Origin of the sequence: Lactococcus sp. DD01 (assembly GCF_001578715.1) — a bacterium.
Classification (GTDB): Bacteria; Bacillota; Bacilli; order Lactobacillales; family Streptococcaceae; genus Lactococcus; species Lactococcus petauri.
On record NZ_KQ968939.1, the window covers coordinates 456,054 to 474,621 of the forward strand.

Genomic DNA, 18,568 nt, shown 5'->3' on the forward strand with positions numbered 1-18,568 from the left:
GCGGAATGGTTTCTGAACCTTGGAGGCAAGTCGCCATGCTTTCTTGATAGGCAGAAAGTGGAATTTCCCATTTCTGGTGAAACCAGTTTGCAGCTTGTTCAAGCTTTTCCTTATGTTCCCGGAGTTTTATGATTTGCATGCAGTTCTTTACCCTTCAGTTTAACTTTAACTTATTTTATCATATCTTTTGAAATTATTGCCTCATACTTGTCAGCGGATGTTTTATATATTATTATATGTCGTATAGTATCATATTATACAACATATAATATGCTATGAAGGAAAAGGAAAGGACAATTATGGATATTCAAATTCCAACCTTACTTCTAGACGGGACAGTACTTTCTTTGTTGAATAAGAAAGATATGTATGGCTATGCGTTGACAAAAACAGTACAAGCCCAACTTCCGATTAGTGAATCAACCATGTATCCTGTCTTACGTCGTTTAAAAAAGCATGAGCTTTTAGAAAATTATGACGAGCCTTATGAAGGTCGCATGAGACGTTATTATCGGATAACAGAGAATGGACGCCAAGAGCTTCAAAAAATAACTGCTGACTGGCAGCAATTCCGTAATGCTATGGATAAACTTTTAGGAGAAGGAGAACTCGAAAACGATGAATAGTTATTTAGAGGCTGTACAGGCCCATCTGACAGATCTACCTCAAGAAGAAAGGAGAGACTTAGTCGCTTATTATCAAGAATACTTTATTGAGTCAGGAATGACACTTGAGGATATAACAGCACAGTATGGAACACCAAAACAATTTGCTACCAAGCTCAAACTCAGTTATTTCTTAGACCAAGATGATCACGCGCAAGAAGAAGAAAAAAGTATACCCGCTAAATCACGCTTTCAGCTGGTCTGGCTTATTATACTTGGCCTTTTTGCCTCTCCGCTTTTGGTACCCTTGGCACTTGCCGTTCTTTTGCTTATTCTAGCATTATTAATGGTGCTATTGGCTCTCCTCTTTAGCCTGTACATGCTTGATGTATCACTTGTGTTTGGTGGATTATTCTCCTTCATTTCTGGACTTGGTGTAATTTTCAGCAGTCCAATGACAACACTTGTCTTTAGCGGACTTGGTCTTTTACTTTTTGGGTTGGGAATCCTTATCAGTCCTTTTATTCTTTTCCTCACAAAATGGCTGTGCCTTCGTTTTCTTGGAATGATTAAATGGTTGGGGCGTAAGTTAACTCAAAGAACCCAACGCGATCAGAAAGGAGCAGTCTTGTGAAAAATAAAAGAACGATAGTTGCCGCACTGACTATGATTATTTCTGGAATTATTCTTTTAGGTATTGGCTTAGCTGCTGGAGGTAAAACGAGTCTTGTCTGGAAAGACGGCCGTCCTCAAATCTCTCATCTTATTTCTACAGAACAGACTTTTGCTACAGATAAAGTAAAAAATATGATTATCAACAGTAAAGATGCGGATTTAGAAATTATCTCTGGCTCAAGTCTGAAAGTTGAGAGCCACTTGCTTGATCAGAATCCTGAGATTAACCTTCAAGGTAAAACTTTGAATGTTGAGGCGAGAAAAAGCACCTTTGACTTCAATTTAGGGCTTAATTTTGGTAAAATGGGTCAGGAAAAAATAATTGTAACTGTACCAGAAAATATGAATTTTGAGAAAATCATTATTGATGGTACATCCGGACAAAAAACTTTGCGAGATTTGAAAGCAGAGAGTCTCAAAATTAATCTTCGAGACGGTGGCCTTTCCTTAGAAAGGGTTAAAGGAAGCCAACTCACGATGAATATTAGTGATGCTGCGTGGCAATTGCGTGATTTGAATTTGTCGGGACATTTGAAAGTAACTTCTAATGATGGGGATTCTGTTTTAGAACGTGTGACAGCAGAAAGTATGGATTTTGCTTCAAATGATGGTGCAACTATTTTTGAAAATCTTCATCTGAAAGAACGTAGCAAAATTGTTAAAAAAGATGCCCAATTGAAAATGATAAACAGTCAATTGTCGGGTATAAATGCAGAGGCAGAAGAACTTTATGTAAATCATGTCAAAAAAGAATTTCCTTATCAGACGGGAAATCAAGAGACAGCTTTGACAGTCAAAGTTACAGATGGCAGTTTCTACCTCATTAATGAATAGGACATAAGGAAAAATGGATTTAAATTTTATTGAACTTTTGAAAATTATTTTTCTCGGCATCGTCGAGGGAATTACAGAATGGCTCCCCGTATCAAGCACAGGACATATGCTTTTAGTGGATGCCTTCATTCACACCAATATGACACAAGCTTTCAAAGATATGTTCTTTGTAGTCATCCAATTAGGTGCAATTATTGCAGTTATTGTGGAATTCTGGTCACAGATGAATCCTTTTGTTAATGTTGAAGGAAAAGGTGTACGGATCAAACGTTCTGTCTTTAACATGTGGGTTAAGGTTGTAGTGGCTTTCCTTCCGTCAGCTGTATTTGGCTTATTCTTAAATGATTTCTTAGAAGAAAATTTTGGGACACCATTGACAATTGCCATTATGCTGATTGTTTATGGTATCGCCTTTATCGTGATTGAACGTTGGAATAAAACACGTGTACCAAAAATCAATACAATGAAAGAAATTACCTATCAAACTGCACTAATCATCGGGATGTTCCAAGTCCTCTCAATGATTCCAGGGACATCACGATCAGGCGCAACAATTGTGGGTGCCTTGCTTATCGGTGTGTCACGTGTTGTTGCTGCCGAGTTTACTTTCTTCCTCGCAGTACCCACTATGCTTGGCGCCTCTGCCTTCAAACTCTTGAAATTTGGCCTTCACTTTAGTCTCTCAGAAGTGATTGCCCTTATCGTTGGAATGGTTGTCGCTTATGTTGTATCTATCTTCGTTATTAAATTCTTGATGAGCTACATCAAACGCCGTGACTTCCAAATCTTTGGTTGGTACCGTATTGCGCTGGGGATTATCGTTATCCTCTTCATCCTCGTGGGTGTAATTTAAAACACAGATCAGAAAAACCTACCCTGCTTAAGGCCATGTACCTTAAGCAGGGTAGGTTTTTATTTTGGATTTTTTTAAAGCCTAAATACAAACAAAAAGCTCAATTTTTACTTCACTTGTATCTTGGAAATGATTTGAGCAGCTTCGTGATCAAATGAAATAGGTATTTCTAGTGTCTGCATGCTGTCTAGTAATTTTTGCGATTTCTCCTTAACCCCATGAAGGATTTTTAAGGTATCTTTCATCTTGATAATGATTTGGATCTTTATAAAAATTTATTGAACCGTCATGATTAGAACTATAGGTAATAATAGTTGTTCCGGCCATCGTATTATCTTTGCTAAAGGATAAAGTAACAGTTTCTTGAGGAAGAACTACAGAGCCTTCAAAAGGAAAAATCTGATGATTTTGTTCATTTTTAGTAACATCGATAGATACAGGTTGATAATCCCTTTTATAATAATGAATTATTGCTTCTGTTACGCGCGCATATTCAATTTGTTCAGCGCTATAACCTTCAAATAAAGATGAAGAAGTTTGTTCAGTTTCCTTTTCTTCAGATGTAGGAGTTGATGTAGGGATACTTTCCAAAGCACTTGATGCTTGGGTTTCTGTTGTCTTTACGGTGCTCTTATTAGTACTTGAAACTGGAATATTTTTTGTTTCAGTATTTTCTTTTTTTGCATCTTTACATCCACTAAGTACAAAAACTCCTATTAATGCTATCGATAATAGTATGGTCTTCTTCATAATTCCTCCAATATAGTTTTTACATCCGTTATATTTTAGTGTAACAAAATATTATAATTTTTAATATCATAAACCTTTTAAAAAATTAAGAAAAGAAAATCTCAGTTCAATTATTTGGTCAAGGCATCATAATTTGGTATATTAGTATTGTACCAAGCGGTAGGTAAAATGATTGGAGCGTGTAAAGTGTCAGAAGCAAAAGAAAAAATCATTGACAGCAGTAAAAAGCTTTTTTGTCAAAAAGGTTATGCCTCAACTTCTATCCGAGATATTCTCGAGGACTCGGGTACTGGAAAAGGACAACTCTATCATTATTTTTTATCAAAAAAAGAAATCTGTTTAGAAGTGATTCGTTCTCATAGTAATGACTGGGAAACACAATGTTTTGATCCCTTATTGCGCCAGATGGAGGACCCCAAACAAGCTTTGCTAGCAATGCTAAACTGGGAAATTCAGGTGCATGTGGATGAAACACAACATTATGGTTGTGCTGTAGGAAACTTAGTCGTTGAACTTGGTGCGAGTGAAGACAAAGATTTTCGTGAGTTGTTAGGACAGCTTATGGAGACTTGGACAGCATTGATTCAAGCTAGGATTGTGGAAATCACAGGTTGGACTCAAGCGCGTTCTAAAACGCAAGCTCAGCATATCATCTCAACGATACAAGGAAGTCTCCTATTACTGAAACTTACACAAGACTGGTCAGTTTTTGAAAACGGCTTGGATCAATTAGGAAAAGAAATTAAGGCACTTGCTTAAACCATAGGAGGAAAAAAGCATAAAAATTATATTTGACAAAACAGTAAGCGAAAAATTAGCGAAATTTGATAATGCAGATTTTGTATTAGATTTTGACCACGAGTTGAGTGAAAAGAACGAAGCTATTGACGCATGTGCGGGCGGTATCTCACGTTACCGTATCCTTGCTATTGACAAAGGTAAGTTGCCAGAGGCTTTTGATGCACATATGGATTCAGAATTTGGTCCTGTTTACTTCAAAAAATGGGGGGAAATGTTCTGGAGCGCCCAAGATTTACAAGCTAAAGTGGAAGGCAGTTACAACCTCATTGCTTTGAAGACAGACGGAGAATATTTGAGCCATAATCTTCTCATCGTTGACTATAGAGGCAAGCTTTAATATGGAGAGAAGGACATTTAAGAATTTAATTATTGGCTTTGGGAAGGCAGGGAAAACCCTTGCTAAATCATTGGCCAATAAAGCGGAAACAGTAGCAATCGTGGAACAATCTACGCGGATGTACGGGGGAACTTGTATTAATATTGGCTGTATTCCGTCTAAGTCGTTAATTGTAAATGGCCAAAAAGGTGAAGCTTTCACCGAGGCAGTCCTTCAAAAATTCAGCCTGGTCGAAAAGCTGAATAAAAAGAATTACCATATGATTGCAGATGAACCAAATGCAACTGTAATTGACGGGAAGGCGAGATTTCTATCAGATCATGAGGTCGAAATATCCGAAGAAGGAAAGCCCATAATGCTTGTTCAAGCTGAACGTATCTTTATCAATACGGGTGCGCGTGCTATTTTGCCCTCAATCCTTGGTATGTCGGAGAGTAAAAATCTTGTGACCTCGACAGGATTGATGGACTTACAAGAAAAACCTGAACACCTTCTGATTGTGGGTTCTGGTTATATCGGACTTGAATTTGCAGCCATGTTTCTGTCTTATGGATCAAAAGTAACGATTATTGACTCACACGATATGTTTTTGCCGCGTCAAGATAGAGATGTTGCGCAGCGCGTGAAGCAAGATTTAGAAGACGCTGGTGCTGTCTTCAAGCTCGGCTATGAAATAAATGGTGTTTTTGATCGTGATGAAGCAAGTATCCTCAATATTACAAAAGATGGTCAAGCAGAAGAAGTACAGGGAAACAAGACTCTTCTTGCTACAGGTCGTAAGCCCAATACTTCTGGATTAGGTTTAGAAAATACTTCAATCAAAGTTGGCGAGGCAGGACATATCTTAGTGAATGAAAAGCTTGAAACCTCTGCTCCAAATATTTGGGCTTTGGGTGATGTACATGGTGGACCACAATTTACCTATACTTCCTTGGATGATTTTCGTATCATTGAAAGTCAACTTTATGGCGACAAATCTCGAACATTAAGTAATCGAGGCGAGTTAGCAAGTAGTGTTTTTATCACACCAACTCTGTCTAATATAGGCTTAACAGAAACAATAGCTCAGGCTCAAGGTACCAAATATCGATTGTTCCGTTTAGAAGCTACATCTATTCCAAAATCTGCAGTACTTGGACAAAGTAAAGGGCTACTTAAAGCATTAGTAGACCCAGAAACACAAGAAATATTAGGTGCAACTCTTTATGCTGAAGAATCACATGAAGTGATAAATATTTTATCGCTTGCGATGAAAGCAAAAATACCTTACACCATGTTAAGAGATCATATCTACACTCATCCAACCATGAGTGAAGCTTTAAATGATCTTTTTGCTCCGGCAAATGAAGTGAAACTATAAGAAAAAAGCCCTTTTTTAAGGGTTTTTCTCTTAACATAAAAAAATTAAAAGTCGGATATAGGATTACCCAAAGTCAACAAAAGATAATCTGCATTATAATAAATAAACAATTAAAAAGAGGTGAAGTATGAGTGAGATGAAATTAAAAACAAAGATGATTCATGGAGGTATCAGTGAAGATGCTACCACAGGGGCCGTTTCTGTTCCTATCTATCAAGTGTCGACATATAAGCAAGATGGTCTGGGTCAACCCAAAGCTTATGAATATTCACGATCGGGAAATCCAACCCGTCATGCCTTAGAAATGCTCATTGCTGACCTAGAAGGCGGTGTGCAAGGCTTTGCTTTTGGCTCAGGTTTAGCTGGTATTCATGCCGTTCTTTCTATTTTTAAATCGGGGGACCACTTGATTCTTGGTAATGATGTTTATGGGGGAACTTTCCGCTTAATGGATAAAGTTATGTCTAATTTTGGTTTGGAATATGATTTGGTCGATTTGACAGATATTTCTGCTTTAAAAGATAAGATTAAAGATTCAACCAAGGCGATATATTTTGAAACACCTTCTAATCCTTTGATGACTGTTTTAGATATCCAAAAACTTGCAGATATTGCTAAGGAAAATAATCTACTGACAATCGTTGATAATACTTTTGCGACACCTTACTTCCAACGTCCTTTAAGTTTAGGTGCGGATATTGTTTTGCATTCCGGTACGAAGTACCTAGGTGGACATTCCGATGTTGTTTCCGGTCTTGTCACCACAGATAAAGAAGAATTAGCTGAGCGTATCGCCTTCATGCAAAATTCAATTGGTGGTGTTTTAGGTCCTCAAGACAGTTGGCTAGTTCAAAGAGGGATCAAAACTTTAGCACTTCGTATGGAAGCTCATGCCAAAAATGCTCAAAAAATTGCAGAGTTCCTTGATGCATCAGAGGAAGTAAGCAAAGTATATTACCCAGGTCTCCCGCAAGATCCAGGACATGAGATTGCTTCTCAACAAATGTCTGGCTTTGGAGGAATGCTTTCTTTCGAACTTAAGGATGAACATAAAGTAAAAGACTTTGTCGAAGCTCTAGAATACTTTACTTTAGCTGAATCACTCGGAGGTGTGGAAAGTCTGATTGAAGTACCTGCAGTGATGACACATGCTTCAATACCGAAAAAGATTCGTGAAGAAGCTGGCATTAAGGATGGACTGATTCGCCTATCTGCCGGTATCGAAGATATCCAAGATTTATTGGAAGACTTGAATCAAGCCTTTGCGAAAATTAACTCTTAAAACACCACTAGGTGTTTTTTATTATGTAAAAAAGAGGAAAAACTCTTTTTTTATAAGACACGGTATGCTATAATCAAGAAGAGAGTTTTCAAGAGAAAGTATATAATTTATGAATTATAATAAGTTGTTTACGCGTTTGAATGAAAAATTAGCAGAAAATGATATCCACTTAAGTTTACAGTGCGTAGGCGGTTTTGTCTTGGAGTATCATGGTCTAAAAGCTACAGAGGATATCGATGCCTTTTATGAATCAACTGCGAAAGTTGAGGAAATTATTGCTGAAATTGGGCAAGAATTTCATGTTGGAACGGCTAATGAACCTTGGTTAAGCCATTCTATCGGTCGCATCATGTCACTTTCTGATGAAGATAAAGTTTTAATCTTCAAGGCAAGTCATCTCGAAGTCTATTTGTCTTCCTTGCAGTCAGTTTTGATTGACAAAATTCAAGTGGGCAGAGCCAAGGATATTCCTGACATTGCTCAGATTATGAAGAAATTAAACATTGGACGTCCAGATACACTCCTTGACTTGCTCAACAGCTATTCAGAAGGGACTTCTGATCCTGCGGTTGTTTTAGAAGCTTACGGTCTCGCTTATGGCCAAGAAGCATTAAAAAATTATTTAAAAGAAAATCCCGAACTTTTGAGGCTATTATAAATGAATTGGAAAGAATATTTTGAAGCTGCGGCTCAAAAATCAAGAGGAAATGCGAGGCTCTGGCTCCGCTATTTAAATAAAGCTATCCAACGTGATCAAATCTATTTGACACATGACGATATTGAATATCTTCGACAGTCGGATCGCTTATCCTATTTTCAGCGCTTTTTCCTGACTTTAGCGGTTGAGGAAGGAAGCAAAGCTTGGGAAATGACTGTTTCTTTATCCGAACCCGCTCAGTTTTCACGCTTGAAAGCCGTCGCCCAAGAGTTAAAAAATTAATAAAATATAGAATAAGAATAAAAAATAAGAATTGCTGAAGCGGCAGTTCTTATTTTGACAAAAAGGAGCAAGAGATGATTCAACTCACGAAATTTAACCCCCCAACCCTTGAAGAAAACTTAAGACCAGTTGGACTGACAGATGATACAATGGCGCAGAGAAGGCAGAAATTACTTGATAAAATGACCCAAGATAATTTTGATTGCTTAATTATCTATGCGGACCTAGAACATGGAAGTAACTTTGAGTATCTTACAGGTTTTCTCCCGCGTTTTGAAGAAGCCCTGCTTGTACTTCATAAGGATAGCAAAGCTTATCTTGTTTTAGGTAATGAAAACCTAAATAAAGCAGATAAGGCAAGGTTAAAAGCAGAAGCTGTACATATGCCACATCTTTCTCTACCTAATCAGCCTATGAATACTCAAGAAACAGTTGAAGAAATCTTAAGCAAATGTGACCTAGAGCATACTCAAAAGATTGGTTTAGTAGGGTGGAAAAACTTTACCAGCACAAAAGAGGATAATTATCAGCTTTTCGATTTACCTCATTTCTTAGTTCACGCTGTCCAAAGTTTATGTCCAAAAGCCATACTAGAAAATGCTACTCGTTTGTTTATCGGGGAAAATGGTGTTCGCACAACAAATAATGCAAACGAATTTGCCCATTATGAACTTGGCGCTGCTTTGGCAGGACGCTGCATGTTAAATGCGATGAAGCAAATAGAGCTTGGAAAAAGTGAAATGGAAGTTGCAAGAGAATTATCAGACCTTGGACAAGCACATAATGTCGTTACAATAATGGCAACAGGCGAACGTTTTGTAAAGGCCAATATCTATCCAAGCGATAAAGTCATTAAAAAGGGAGACAAACTTTCCCTAACCACAGGGTATAAAGGAGGCCTCCAAAGCCGAGGAGGCTATGCGGTAAGTCAAGTTTCTGATCTTCCAGATGAAGAAAAAGATTATCTTTCGGTTGTTGCAAAACCTTATTTTAATGCCGTTAAAACTTGGCTGGAAACAATCAAGATTGGTATACAAGGGCAAGAGCTATATAACAAAATAGAAGAAGTTTTGCCACAAGAAAAATACGGTTGGACTCTAAATCCTGGTCATCTCTCAGCTGATGAAGAATGGATGAGCTCACCAGTTTATCCGCAGTCAACAGAAAGTATCGAGAGTGGCATGCTGTTCCAGATTGATATTATTCCATCTGTTCCTGGATACGGCGGTGTAAGTTGTGAGAGCGGTATCTTCCTGGCGGATGCGCAGTTAAGAAAAGAGATACAGGAAGAATATCCTGACATTTGGACGCGCGTGCAAAACAGAAGAGCTTATATTCAAAATGAATTAGGGATTGCACTCAGTGACGAAATTCTTCCAATGAGCAGTGCTACAGCCTATTTACGTCCTTTTATGTTGGATAAGACGTTAGCTTTGACTGCAAAATAAAAAGCCGAATTTGGCTTTTTTTATTAAATCGTAATAGTCGAGACTTTTTTCAATTAAAAAAACAATATATTATTTGATGAACATTTTAAAACTATGAAAGAATGTTATATTAGGCTGAACGGGATTACTTAGAGTCATAAACCTAAAGTGTAATAATTCAGAAGTGTTAAGCGCTTTATTTTCTTTCAAAAATTTGAACATATCTTTTGACTAACATTATTCATTTTGTGATAATTATTAAAGAAGCATAAAAAATAATAGAAAAATTGGAGAAAAAATCATGTCCTTAATCGGAAAAGAAGTTGAACATTTCGTCACTGAAGCATATCAAAACGGCAAGTTCTTGACAGTAAATTCAGATGATCTTAAAGGAAAATGGAATGTTATTGTCTTTTATCCTGCGGATTTCTCTTTTGTTTGTCCAACAGAATTGGAAGATTTACAAGAGCAATACAGTATTCTTAAAGACTTAGGCGTAGAGGTTTACTCATGTTCTACGGATACACATTTCGTCCATGCGGCTTGGCATGAGCACAGTGAAGCTATTGGTAAAGTAGAATACCCAATGTTGGCTGACCCATCACAAAAGATTTCTCGTATTTTTGATGTATTGGATGAAGAATCTGGTTTATCACAACGTGGTTCATTTATCATCGACCCAGATGGTATTGTACAAGCTGTCGAAATAACTGCAGATGGTATTGGTCGTGATGCAAGCCAATTAGTAGATAAAGTACGTGCAGCACAATATATCCGTAAAAATCCAGGCGAAGTTTGCCCAGCTAAATGGAAAGAAGATGCGGAAACTCTAACACCAGGTTTAGACTTAGTTGGTAAAATTTAATTTAATGAGGCGAAGTAGATTACTCGCCTTTTTAAGCTAAAAAGAATGGAAAGATAAAATGTTAGAAGAAAATCTTAAAGCACAACTCAAGCAATATTTAGAGCTTCTAGAAAATGATATCGCATTACGCGTTAAGGCAGATTCTGAAGATGCTAACGGTAAAAAAGTACGTGATTTTGTTAATGAAATTGCTGAAATGTCACCACGTATAAGTGTTGAAGAAGCTAAGTTAGTCAAAGCTCCTGGCTTTTCTGTTGTCCGCAAGGGAGAAATGAGAGGTATTGCTTTTGCTGGTATTCCTTTAGGTCATGAATTTAACTCGCTTGTTTTGGCGCTTTTACAAGTAAGTGGTCGCGCACCAAAGATTGAAGAAGACCTTAAAAAACGAATTCAAGATATCGATAAACCTTATCATTTTGAAACTTATGTAAGTTTGACTTGTCATAACTGTCCAGATGTTGTCCAAGCCTTGAATATCATGAGTGTTCTTAACGAAAATATTACGCATACGATGATTGAAGGCGGCATGTTCCAAAACGAAGTCAAATCTCGTGGTGTGATGGCTGTGCCAACAGTTTTTGTTAACGGTGAGGAATTTTCAAGTGGGCGCATGAGTCTTGAAGAAATATTAAATAAACTCGTGGGTCAAGCTGGAAGTGAAGAATTTGATGATAAAGATCCTTATGATGTTCTTGTTGTTGGCGGTGGTCCAGCAGGTGCGAGTGCGGCTATTTATGCAGCACGCAAAGGGATACGCACAGGTATTTTAGCAGAAAAATTCGGTGGTCAGCCATTAGAAACTCTAGGCATTGAAAACTTGATTGGGACGACTTATACTGAAGGACCAAAGTTAGCTGCCCAACTGGAAGAACATGTCAAAGCCTATCCAGCTGATATTATGAAAACACAAAAAGCAGTGAAATTAGAGAAAAACGACCTGTTTGAAGTGACTCTGGAAAATGGAGCTGTCCTACAGTCTAAAACGGTTGTATTATCAACAGGAGCACGTTGGCGTTCACTTGGTATTCCAGGTGAGGAAGAATTCAAAAATAAAGGAATTGCTTATTGTCCGCATTGTGATGGACCGATCTTTGCAGGTCAAAAAATTGCCGTAGTTGGGGGAGGAAACTCGGGGATTGAAGCAGCCATCGATTTAGCTGGTGTAGTTGAACATGTGACTGTTTTAGAATTTTTACCAGAGCTTAAAGCAGATAAAGTTTTACAAGAAAAACTCTATTCACTGGATAATGTTACGGTTCTGACCAATGTAGAAACGAAGGCTATTCATGGTACAGATAAAGTTGAAAGTCTAGATTATGTCGAGCGTGATACTCAAAAAGAAGTAAACCTCGAATTATCAGGTGTCTTTATTCTTATCGGTCTTGTGCCTAACACAGAGTGGCTTGAGGGAGTAGTAGAGCGTAACTCACGAGGCGAAATTATCGTTGATAAGCAAGGGGCTACTAATGTAGCTGGTGTATTTGCTGCAGGGGATTGTACAGATTCAGCTTATAAACAAATTGTGATTGCTATGGGAAGTGGTGCAACAGCTTCTCTGGGTGCTTTTGACTATCTCATTCGTCATTAAAAATAAAACCATCTTGAAACATTTCGAGGTGGTTTTATTATCTTTTGAGTTTGTGCTAAGTTTCACGTACTAAAATTGTAGCATTCGTAAAATGTTTTTGCTATAATATTAAAGTAAAAATTGTTTACAAATGTAAATTAAACAAAATCTTGGAGGATTTATTAATGACTAAATTACTTGTTGTAAAAGGACATCCCTTGACAGCTGAAGACAGCTTCTCAATTAAAGGCTTGGATACTTTCGTATCAGCCTATAAGACTGCAAATGCAGATGATGAAGTAGAAGTACTCGATGTTTTCTCTGCTGACATTCCTGAAATTGATCAAGACATGGCTTCTGCCTTTATTGCAATGCAAAATGGTGTAGACTTCACTGCCTTGTCTGAATCACAACAAGATAAAGTTGCACGTTTTGGTGCCTTTACAGAACAGTTCCTTTCAGCAGATAAGGTAGTCATTGCGAGCCCATTGTGGAACCTTATGATTCCTGCTAGCCTTAAAAAATGGATTGATACAGTCAATGTTGCTGGTAAAACTTTCCGTTACACAGCAGAAGGACCAAAAGGTTTGGCAACAGATAAGAAAGTTATGCACTTGCAAGCAAGCGGTGGTATGTACAATGGTCAAGATACAGGTAGCCAATACATGAAGACTATCTTTGAATTTATTGGTACAGACTTCTCTTCACTTAGTGTTGAAGGTCATGCTTACCAACCTGAAAAAGCTGAAGAATTTTTGGCTGAATTCCTTGGTAAAGTAGAAACTGCAGCACAAGAGTTTTAATTCTGGTAAATCTCGGATATTAGTTGACCCATATTTGTTTTTATATTAAAATTAAATAAGAAATAAATAAAAGAAAGAGCATTTCTTTGAAATGCCATGGGAACAACCTTATGATTAAATTTAGTATTCGTGCTGAAAAGGTGGAAATTACAGATGCAATTCGTTCATATATCGAAGATAAAATCGGTAAATTAAATAAATACTTTAATGATGGGCATGAAGTCACAGCCTACGTGAATATTAAGTCTTATTCCGATAAGCGTAATAAGGTTGAAGTAACTGTGCCAGCTAAAAATGTAACTTTAAGAGCAGAAAATACTGCTCTAGATGTACTTGCAGCTATTGATTTAGTGGAAGAAAAGTTAGAACGACAAATTCGCAAATATAAAACGCGTGTAAACCGCAAATCAAAAATAAATGTCCCAACTGGCTTAGCCTTTGGTGACGAATTTGCTCCTTTAGATGCCATTGATGAGATTGAAGAAGATACTGTGAAAATCGTCCGCACGAAACGTGTTGATCTTAAACCGATGGATGCGGAAGAGGCAGTGCTTCAGATGGATATGCTTGGCCATGATTTTTATGTTTTCTTGGATGCCTATACTAATCGTACGAGTGTTGTTTACCGACGTGCCGATAAAAATATTGGTTTAATTGAAACAGATTAAGACAAAAAGACTGGTTTGATATCCAGTCTTTTTTATTATGATATTAATCTTTATTTATATTTTTCTTCTAACTTACTCATCCATAGACCTAATACAAGTCCAATTACAAAGAGTAGAGCACTCATAAAGAAGGTTGAGAGAGTTGCACCTGCATAATTGATGGCTTCGGCACTTTGTGTAGGTACTACAATCAGCAATGTGCTTGAGAGTACTAAACCAATGATAAAGTTGTAAACTTTAGAATGGAAATTAATAAGAAGTTTCTCCATTAATTTTGAAAAACTTACTAGAGCAAATAATCCACCAATGGCAATAGGAAGAAACACACCGAAAATATCACGGTTTTTAAAACCTTCGAGCATTGGAGAGAAAAGTCCAAGAATTAAAAGAAGATTTGAGGGGCTAAGTCCAGGTACCAAAACACCTAAGGCGATTAAAATACCTGCAAGGAAGAAACCAAAGAAGTTTGCCGGAACCGTTCCTGCAATGGCAGGTAACATATATAAAATAAGTGTTGACAAAACAAATGTGAGGATTAAAGTAAAGGTATCACTTTTATCACGAGCCTTCTGACGTGTGCTTTCTTTAAAGAGAGAAGAGAGTGTTCCTAAAATTGCACCTGCAAACCCCCATAATACAATTATCTGATAATGCGCTAACACCCACTCAAGAGGTCGACTAAGGAGAACTAAGCCTAAAATCCCACCAATACCAACAGGAAGGAAGAAAAGAAAATTCTTCTTGAAATCCTGACGAATATGAGCCAAGAAATGGAGCATACGTTCATAAATCCCTAAAATGGCTGCAAGAACCCCGCCAGAAACACCAGGAAGAATGAAGCCAAGAGCAATAATCATTCCTTTAATCAATCGAAAAATCCAGTTCATATTATCACTTTCTATTTTTAAACTTTTGCGACTATTATATCATAGATTACTTATACGAAACATATTTATCATACAAGTCGATAAAATACAAACTAGGATATATTCGAAATTTTACACTTTAAAAATAATTTTACTATCTTTTTTTGTATTTTTACATTAAAATAGAAGGCATAATGCATTTTTATATGATGATAGTATACGGATAAATAAAAAAGGAGGAAAAAGTGAAAGAGGTTAGACAACCGAAATATCAGCAAATTGCTATATTAATTGCGGAAAATATTGTACGCAACGAATTAAAAATCGGTCAAAAAATTTATGCAAGATCGACCTTAGCAACAACTTTTGGTGTTTCTCCCGAAACAGCACGAAAAGCAGTAAGCATTCTTAGTGATTTAGGGATTGTGGATTCAATTCATGGAAGTGGCGTCGTTATTGCTTCACGTCAAAAAGCTCAAGAGTTTTTGACTCAACATCAAGAAGTTAAATCAATTCAGGATTTACAAGCTGATATTTTGAAAAGTGTCGCTCGCCAACAAAAGGAACTTGCCAATTTTTCATCGACTTTAGATAAACTCGTTGGACAAACAGCACACTTTCAAAAATCCAATCCAATGACTCCGATTGAACTTGAGCTTAATGAACCTTCCGAAAACTTAGGTAAAACTATCGGAGAAATGAACTTATGGCAAAATACAGGTGCAACCGTTATTGCCATCTTACAGAATGACGAATTAATTATTTCGCCGGGTCCATATGCAACATTGAACCAATATGATACCTTGTATTTTGTTGGTGGAGCAGATTCTTTACAAATTATTCAAAATTTCTTTTATAAAAATTAGTTTTGACATTGAGAAATATCTTTCTATAGAGACAGGCAATAGGAACTGTCGCTATAGGAGGATTTTTTTCAAATTTAGGCAATTTAAGATATTTGTAAGTTTACTTATTTGACAAAGTGACAATACCTTGTTATTATGGAATGGTCACTTTGATGAACATTAAATAATGAAATGTATTTAATTATTAAGAGTAAAGGAGAATATTTTGCCAGTAAAAATTAAAATTGAGCACTTAACCAAAATATTTGGTAAACGTGTAAAAACTGCTTTGGCAATGGTCGAGCAGGGTGATTCGAAAAACGAAATTTTAAGAAAAACAGGTGCGAGTGTCGGTGTTTATGATGCCAACTTTGAAGTAAATGAAGGCGAAATTTTCGTTATTATGGGACTTTCTGGTTCAGGGAAGTCCACACTATTACGTTTGCTTAATCGTTTGATTGAGCCAACAAGCGGTAAGATTTTCATTGACGGTGAAGATGTTGCTACGTTAAATAAAGAAGATTTGCTGAAAGTGCGTCGCAAAACGATGAGTATGGTTTTCCAAAATTTTGGTCTCTTCCCTCATAGAACGATTCTTGAGAATACAGAATATGGTTTGGAAGTACAAAACGTACCAAAAGAAGAGCGTCGCAAGCGTGCTGAAAAAGCTTTAGACAATGCTAACTTACTTGATTTTAAAAATCAATATCCGAACCAACTTTCAGGAGGGATGCAACAACGTGTCGGCTTAGCGCGTGCTTTAGCCAATGATCCAGAAATTCTTCTGATGGATGAAGCTTTCTCAGCTTTGGACCCATTGATTCGTCGTGAGATGCAAGATGAACTTTTGGAACTTCAAGCAAAATTCCAAAAAACAATTATTTTCATTTCGCATGACTTGAATGAAGCATTACGTATCGGTGACCGTATTGCCATTATGAAGGATGGTAAAATCATGCAGATTGGTACAGGTGAAGAAATTCTTACTAATCCTGCTAATGATTACGTTAAAACCTTCGTGGAGGATGTCGATCGTGCAAAAGTTATCACAGCGGAGAACATTATGATTCCTGCCTTAACAACTAACATTGACATTGATGGTCCAAGTGTTGCGCTTAAAAAGATGAAGACAGAAGAAGTAAGTTCTTTAATGGCTGTCGATAAAAAACGTCAATTTTATGGTGTTATTACCAGTGAAGCAGCAGTTCAAGCAAAACAAGCGAATAAATCTCTTCGCGAAGTTCTCATGACAGATGTTGGACAAGTTGGTAAAGAAACATTAGTAAGTGATATCTTACCTATCATATATGACTCTCCAACGCCTGTTGCCGTGGTAGATGACGAAGGATTCCTCAAAGGTATTCTTATCCGCGGACGAGTACTTGAAGCTTTAGCAGATGTAGACGATGAGGAGGTAAATAATGATTGAGTTAGCAATAGGTAAGATACCCTTAGCAGATTGGGTTTCGACTGCAACAGATTGGATTACAAGCAATCTAAGTGCTGGTTTTGATATTATTCAAAAAGCTGGTACAGCAATTATGGATACAGTAACTGCGGGACTTACAGCTGTACCATTTTGGTTAATGATTATTGTTGTTACTTTCTTGGCAGTTTTAGTTTCTGGACGTAAAATTGCCTTCCCTATCTTTACATTCTTAGGTTTAGTTCTTATTGCCAATCAAGGTTTATGGACAGACTTGATGAATACAGTAACATTGGTCTTGCTTTCTAGTTTAGTTTCTATTATTATCGGTATTCCTTTAGGTATATGGATGGCTAAGTCCGAACTTGTTGCTAAGATTGTGCAGCCCATTTTGGACTTCATGCAAACCATGCCCGGTTTCGTTTACTTGATTCCGGCCGTTGCTTTCTTTGGTATCGGTGTGGTCCCTGGTGTATTTGCCTCAGTTATCTTTGCTTTGCCACCAACAGTTCGTATGACAAACTTGGGTATTCGTCAAGTTTCTACTGAATTGGTCGAAGCAGCAGATTCTTTTGGGTCAACACCAAGACAAAAGCTCTTTAAGTTAGAGTTTCCGTTAGCAAAAGGAACAATTTTAGCAGGTGTTAACCAAACTATTATGTTGGCACTTTCAATGGTCGTTATTGCTTCAATGATCGGTGCACCTGGTCTTGGACGTGGCGTCTTAGCGGCTGTTCAATCTGCGGATATCGGTAAAGGTTTTGTAAACGGTATTGCTTTAGTTATTTTAGCTATTATCATTGACCGTTTCACTCAAAAACTTAATGTTGCCCCAACTGAAAAACAAGGCAATCCGCAACTTAAGAAATGGAAAAAAAGAGGAGCGCTAGTAGCCCTTATCGTTCTTATCATTGGTGGTATTTCTGGTGTTACACTTACGAAAACAGCAGCAGATAAAAATGTTGAGCTTGTATATATGAACTGGGACTCAGAAGTTGCATCTATTAACGTATTAAGTCAAGCTATGGAGCAACATGGATTTGACGTTAAGAAGACAGCTTTAGATAATACAGTTGCTTGGCAAACTGTAGCAAATGGTCAAGCTGACGGTATGGTTTCTGCTTGGCTCCCAAACACTCATGAAACACAATGGAAAAAGTTCAGCAAGTCCGTTGAATTACTTGGCCCTAACCTTAAAGGAGCTAAAGTTGGTCTTGTCGTACCAAGCTACATGAAAGCAAATTCTATCGAAGACCTGAAGGATCAAGCAGATAAATCAATTATCGGTATTGAACCTGGTGCTGGTGTTATGGCCGCAACAGAGAAAGCTCTGAAAGATTATGATAACTTGAAAGATTGGAACTTAGTACCATCGTCTTCAGGTGCGATGACTGTTGCCCTTGGTGAAGCTATCAAGCAACATAAAGATATCGTAATCACTGGCTGGTCACCTCACTGGATGTTTAATAAGTATGATTTGAAATATTTAGAAGATCCTAAAAACTCAATGGGTAAAGCTGAAGACATCAATACTATTGTACGTAAAGGACTTAAAGAAGATAATCCTGAAGCATATAAAGTATTAGACAAGTTTAACTGGTCTCAAAAAGATATGGAATCTGTAATGCTTGATGTTCAAAATGGTAAAACACCAGAACAAGCAG

At 37.2% G+C, this 18,568-nt stretch carries 20 protein-coding genes; 18 read left to right on the top strand and 2 right to left on the bottom strand.

Annotated elements, in window-relative coordinates:
• Positions 1-299 precede the first annotated feature (299 nt).
• From LACDD01_RS02280 to LACDD01_RS02295, 4 genes are read left to right on the top strand one after another with little or no spacing between them, the layout of a single operon-like run.
• Positions 300-626, top strand: coding sequence for a PadR family transcriptional regulator (locus LACDD01_RS02280; RefSeq protein ID WP_019299319.1), 327 nt, complete (start codon positions 300-302; stop codon positions 624-626).
• Entirely contained in the window at positions 619-1,239 is a 621-nt protein-coding gene (locus LACDD01_RS02285; protein WP_061413080.1) for a DUF1700 domain-containing protein, read from the top strand. The genes LACDD01_RS02280 and LACDD01_RS02285 overlap by 8 nt, the downstream gene beginning before the upstream one ends.
• Positions 1,236-2,114, top strand: a complete 879-nt coding sequence (locus LACDD01_RS02290) for a DUF4097 family beta strand repeat-containing protein (protein WP_061413081.1) — start codon at positions 1,236-1,238, stop codon at positions 2,112-2,114. The genes LACDD01_RS02285 and LACDD01_RS02290 overlap by 4 nt, the downstream gene beginning before the upstream one ends.
• A gap of 13 nt (positions 2,115-2,127) precedes the next feature.
• On the top strand, positions 2,128-2,967 hold the full coding sequence (locus LACDD01_RS02295; RefSeq protein ID WP_019293965.1) for an undecaprenyl-diphosphate phosphatase: 840 nt from the start codon (positions 2,128-2,130) through the stop codon (positions 2,965-2,967).
• A gap of 210 nt (positions 2,968-3,177) precedes the next feature.
• Here the strand turns inward: LACDD01_RS02295 and LACDD01_RS12005 are convergent, their stop codons facing one another.
• Positions 3,178-3,717 (bottom strand): hypothetical protein, encoded by a 540-nt coding sequence (locus LACDD01_RS12005; protein WP_231863347.1) that lies wholly within the window; start codon positions 3,715-3,717, stop codon positions 3,178-3,180.
• Positions 3,718-3,903: 186 nt separating this feature from the next.
• Between LACDD01_RS12005 and LACDD01_RS02305 the strand changes: the two genes are divergently transcribed.
• The 11 genes from LACDD01_RS02305 (at position 3,904) to hpf (ending at position 13,767) form a co-directional block, all read left to right on the top strand.
• Entirely contained in the window at positions 3,904-4,476 is a 573-nt protein-coding gene (locus LACDD01_RS02305) for a TetR/AcrR family transcriptional regulator (RefSeq protein WP_046401182.1), read from the top strand.
• 19 nt (positions 4,477-4,495) lie between these two features.
• Complete coding sequence (locus LACDD01_RS02310; RefSeq protein ID WP_019293962.1) at positions 4,496-4,855, top strand: iron-sulfur cluster biosynthesis family protein; 360 nt, start codon at positions 4,496-4,498, stop codon at positions 4,853-4,855.
• Between the two features lies 1 nt (position 4,856).
• Positions 4,857-6,215 (top strand): FAD-dependent oxidoreductase, encoded by a 1,359-nt coding sequence (locus LACDD01_RS02315; RefSeq protein WP_061413082.1) that lies wholly within the window; start codon positions 4,857-4,859, stop codon positions 6,213-6,215.
• Positions 6,216-6,342: 127 nt separating this feature from the next.
• Complete coding sequence (locus LACDD01_RS02320; RefSeq protein ID WP_061413083.1) at positions 6,343-7,497, top strand: cystathionine gamma-synthase; 1,155 nt, start codon at positions 6,343-6,345, stop codon at positions 7,495-7,497.
• 109 nt (positions 7,498-7,606) lie between these two features.
• Complete coding sequence (locus LACDD01_RS02325) at positions 7,607-8,155, top strand: DUF6036 family nucleotidyltransferase (RefSeq protein ID WP_061413084.1); 549 nt, start codon at positions 7,607-7,609, stop codon at positions 8,153-8,155.
• Entirely contained in the window at positions 8,156-8,437 is a 282-nt protein-coding gene (locus LACDD01_RS02330) for a hypothetical protein (RefSeq protein WP_019291682.1), read from the top strand.
• A 74-nt stretch (positions 8,438-8,511) separates the two neighbouring features.
• Positions 8,512-9,885 (top strand): M24 family metallopeptidase, encoded by a 1,374-nt coding sequence (locus LACDD01_RS02335; RefSeq protein WP_061413085.1) that lies wholly within the window; start codon positions 8,512-8,514, stop codon positions 9,883-9,885.
• 280 nt (positions 9,886-10,165) lie between these two features.
• Positions 10,166-10,729, top strand: a complete 564-nt coding sequence (ahpC, locus tag LACDD01_RS02340) for an alkyl hydroperoxide reductase subunit C (RefSeq protein WP_019291680.1) — start codon at positions 10,166-10,168, stop codon at positions 10,727-10,729.
• Positions 10,730-10,787: 58 nt separating this feature from the next.
• Positions 10,788-12,317, top strand: coding sequence for an alkyl hydroperoxide reductase subunit F (gene ahpF, locus LACDD01_RS02345; RefSeq protein ID WP_061413086.1), 1,530 nt, complete (start codon positions 10,788-10,790; stop codon positions 12,315-12,317).
• Between the two features lie 164 nt (positions 12,318-12,481).
• Positions 12,482-13,099, top strand: coding sequence for an FMN-dependent NADH-azoreductase (locus tag LACDD01_RS02350; RefSeq protein WP_017370397.1), 618 nt, complete (start codon positions 12,482-12,484; stop codon positions 13,097-13,099).
• A gap of 110 nt (positions 13,100-13,209) precedes the next feature.
• Positions 13,210-13,767, top strand: a complete 558-nt coding sequence (gene hpf / locus LACDD01_RS02355) for a ribosome hibernation-promoting factor, HPF/YfiA family (protein WP_061413087.1) — start codon at positions 13,210-13,212, stop codon at positions 13,765-13,767.
• A 50-nt stretch (positions 13,768-13,817) separates the two neighbouring features.
• On the opposite strand, the gene LACDD01_RS02360 is transcribed toward hpf, so the two are convergent.
• The gene (locus LACDD01_RS02360; protein ID WP_061413088.1) at positions 13,818-14,654 is read right to left on the bottom strand and encodes a DUF368 domain-containing protein; all 837 of its coding nucleotides are present in this window, start codon (positions 14,652-14,654) and stop codon (positions 13,818-13,820) included.
• Positions 14,655-14,878: 224 nt separating this feature from the next.
• Here LACDD01_RS02360 and LACDD01_RS02365 point away from each other — a divergent pair, with 224 nt between their 5' ends.
• From LACDD01_RS02365 to LACDD01_RS02375, 3 genes are all read left to right on the top strand, one after another.
• Complete coding sequence (locus LACDD01_RS02365; protein ID WP_019291676.1) at positions 14,879-15,499, top strand: GntR family transcriptional regulator; 621 nt, start codon at positions 14,879-14,881, stop codon at positions 15,497-15,499.
• 205 nt (positions 15,500-15,704) lie between these two features.
• Positions 15,705-16,907: a quaternary amine ABC transporter ATP-binding protein gene (locus tag LACDD01_RS02370; protein ID WP_014024780.1), complete on the top strand. Its 1,203-nt coding sequence runs from the start codon at positions 15,705-15,707 to the stop codon at positions 16,905-16,907.
• On the top strand, positions 16,900-18,568 hold a 1,669-nt coding region (locus LACDD01_RS02375; RefSeq protein ID WP_156468510.1), incomplete at its 3' end, for an ABC transporter permease/substrate binding protein. The genes LACDD01_RS02370 and LACDD01_RS02375, both read left to right, overlap by 8 nt.

Bases quoted from the DNA above. Each gene is read 5' to 3' on its own strand.
- LACDD01_RS02280 (WP_019299319.1), top strand. From the start codon at position 300: ATGGATATTCAAATTCCAACCTTACTTCTAGACGGGACAGTACTTTCT.
- LACDD01_RS02285 (WP_061413080.1), top strand. From the start codon at position 619: ATGAATAGTTATTTAGAGGCTGTACAGGCCCATCTGACAGATCTACCT.
- LACDD01_RS02295 (WP_019293965.1), top strand. From the start codon at position 2,128: ATGGATTTAAATTTTATTGAACTTTTGAAAATTATTTTTCTCGGCATC.
- LACDD01_RS12005 (WP_231863347.1), bottom strand. From the start codon at position 3,717: ATGAAGAAGACCATACTATTATCGATAGCATTAATAGGAGTTTTTGTA.
- LACDD01_RS02315 (WP_061413082.1), top strand. From the start codon at position 4,857: ATGGAGAGAAGGACATTTAAGAATTTAATTATTGGCTTTGGGAAGGCA.
- LACDD01_RS02320 (WP_061413083.1), top strand. From the start codon at position 6,343: ATGAGTGAGATGAAATTAAAAACAAAGATGATTCATGGAGGTATCAGT.
- LACDD01_RS02325 (WP_061413084.1), top strand. From the start codon at position 7,607: ATGAATTATAATAAGTTGTTTACGCGTTTGAATGAAAAATTAGCAGAA.
- LACDD01_RS02330 (WP_019291682.1), top strand. From the start codon at position 8,156: ATGAATTGGAAAGAATATTTTGAAGCTGCGGCTCAAAAATCAAGAGGA.
- LACDD01_RS02335 (WP_061413085.1), top strand. From the start codon at position 8,512: ATGATTCAACTCACGAAATTTAACCCCCCAACCCTTGAAGAAAACTTA.
- ahpC (WP_019291680.1), top strand. From the start codon at position 10,166: ATGTCCTTAATCGGAAAAGAAGTTGAACATTTCGTCACTGAAGCATAT.
- ahpF (WP_061413086.1), top strand. From the start codon at position 10,788: ATGTTAGAAGAAAATCTTAAAGCACAACTCAAGCAATATTTAGAGCTT.
- LACDD01_RS02350 (WP_017370397.1), top strand. From the start codon at position 12,482: ATGACTAAATTACTTGTTGTAAAAGGACATCCCTTGACAGCTGAAGAC.
- hpf (WP_061413087.1), top strand. From the start codon at position 13,210: ATGATTAAATTTAGTATTCGTGCTGAAAAGGTGGAAATTACAGATGCA.
- LACDD01_RS02360 (WP_061413088.1), bottom strand. From the start codon at position 14,654: ATGAACTGGATTTTTCGATTGATTAAAGGAATGATTATTGCTCTTGGC.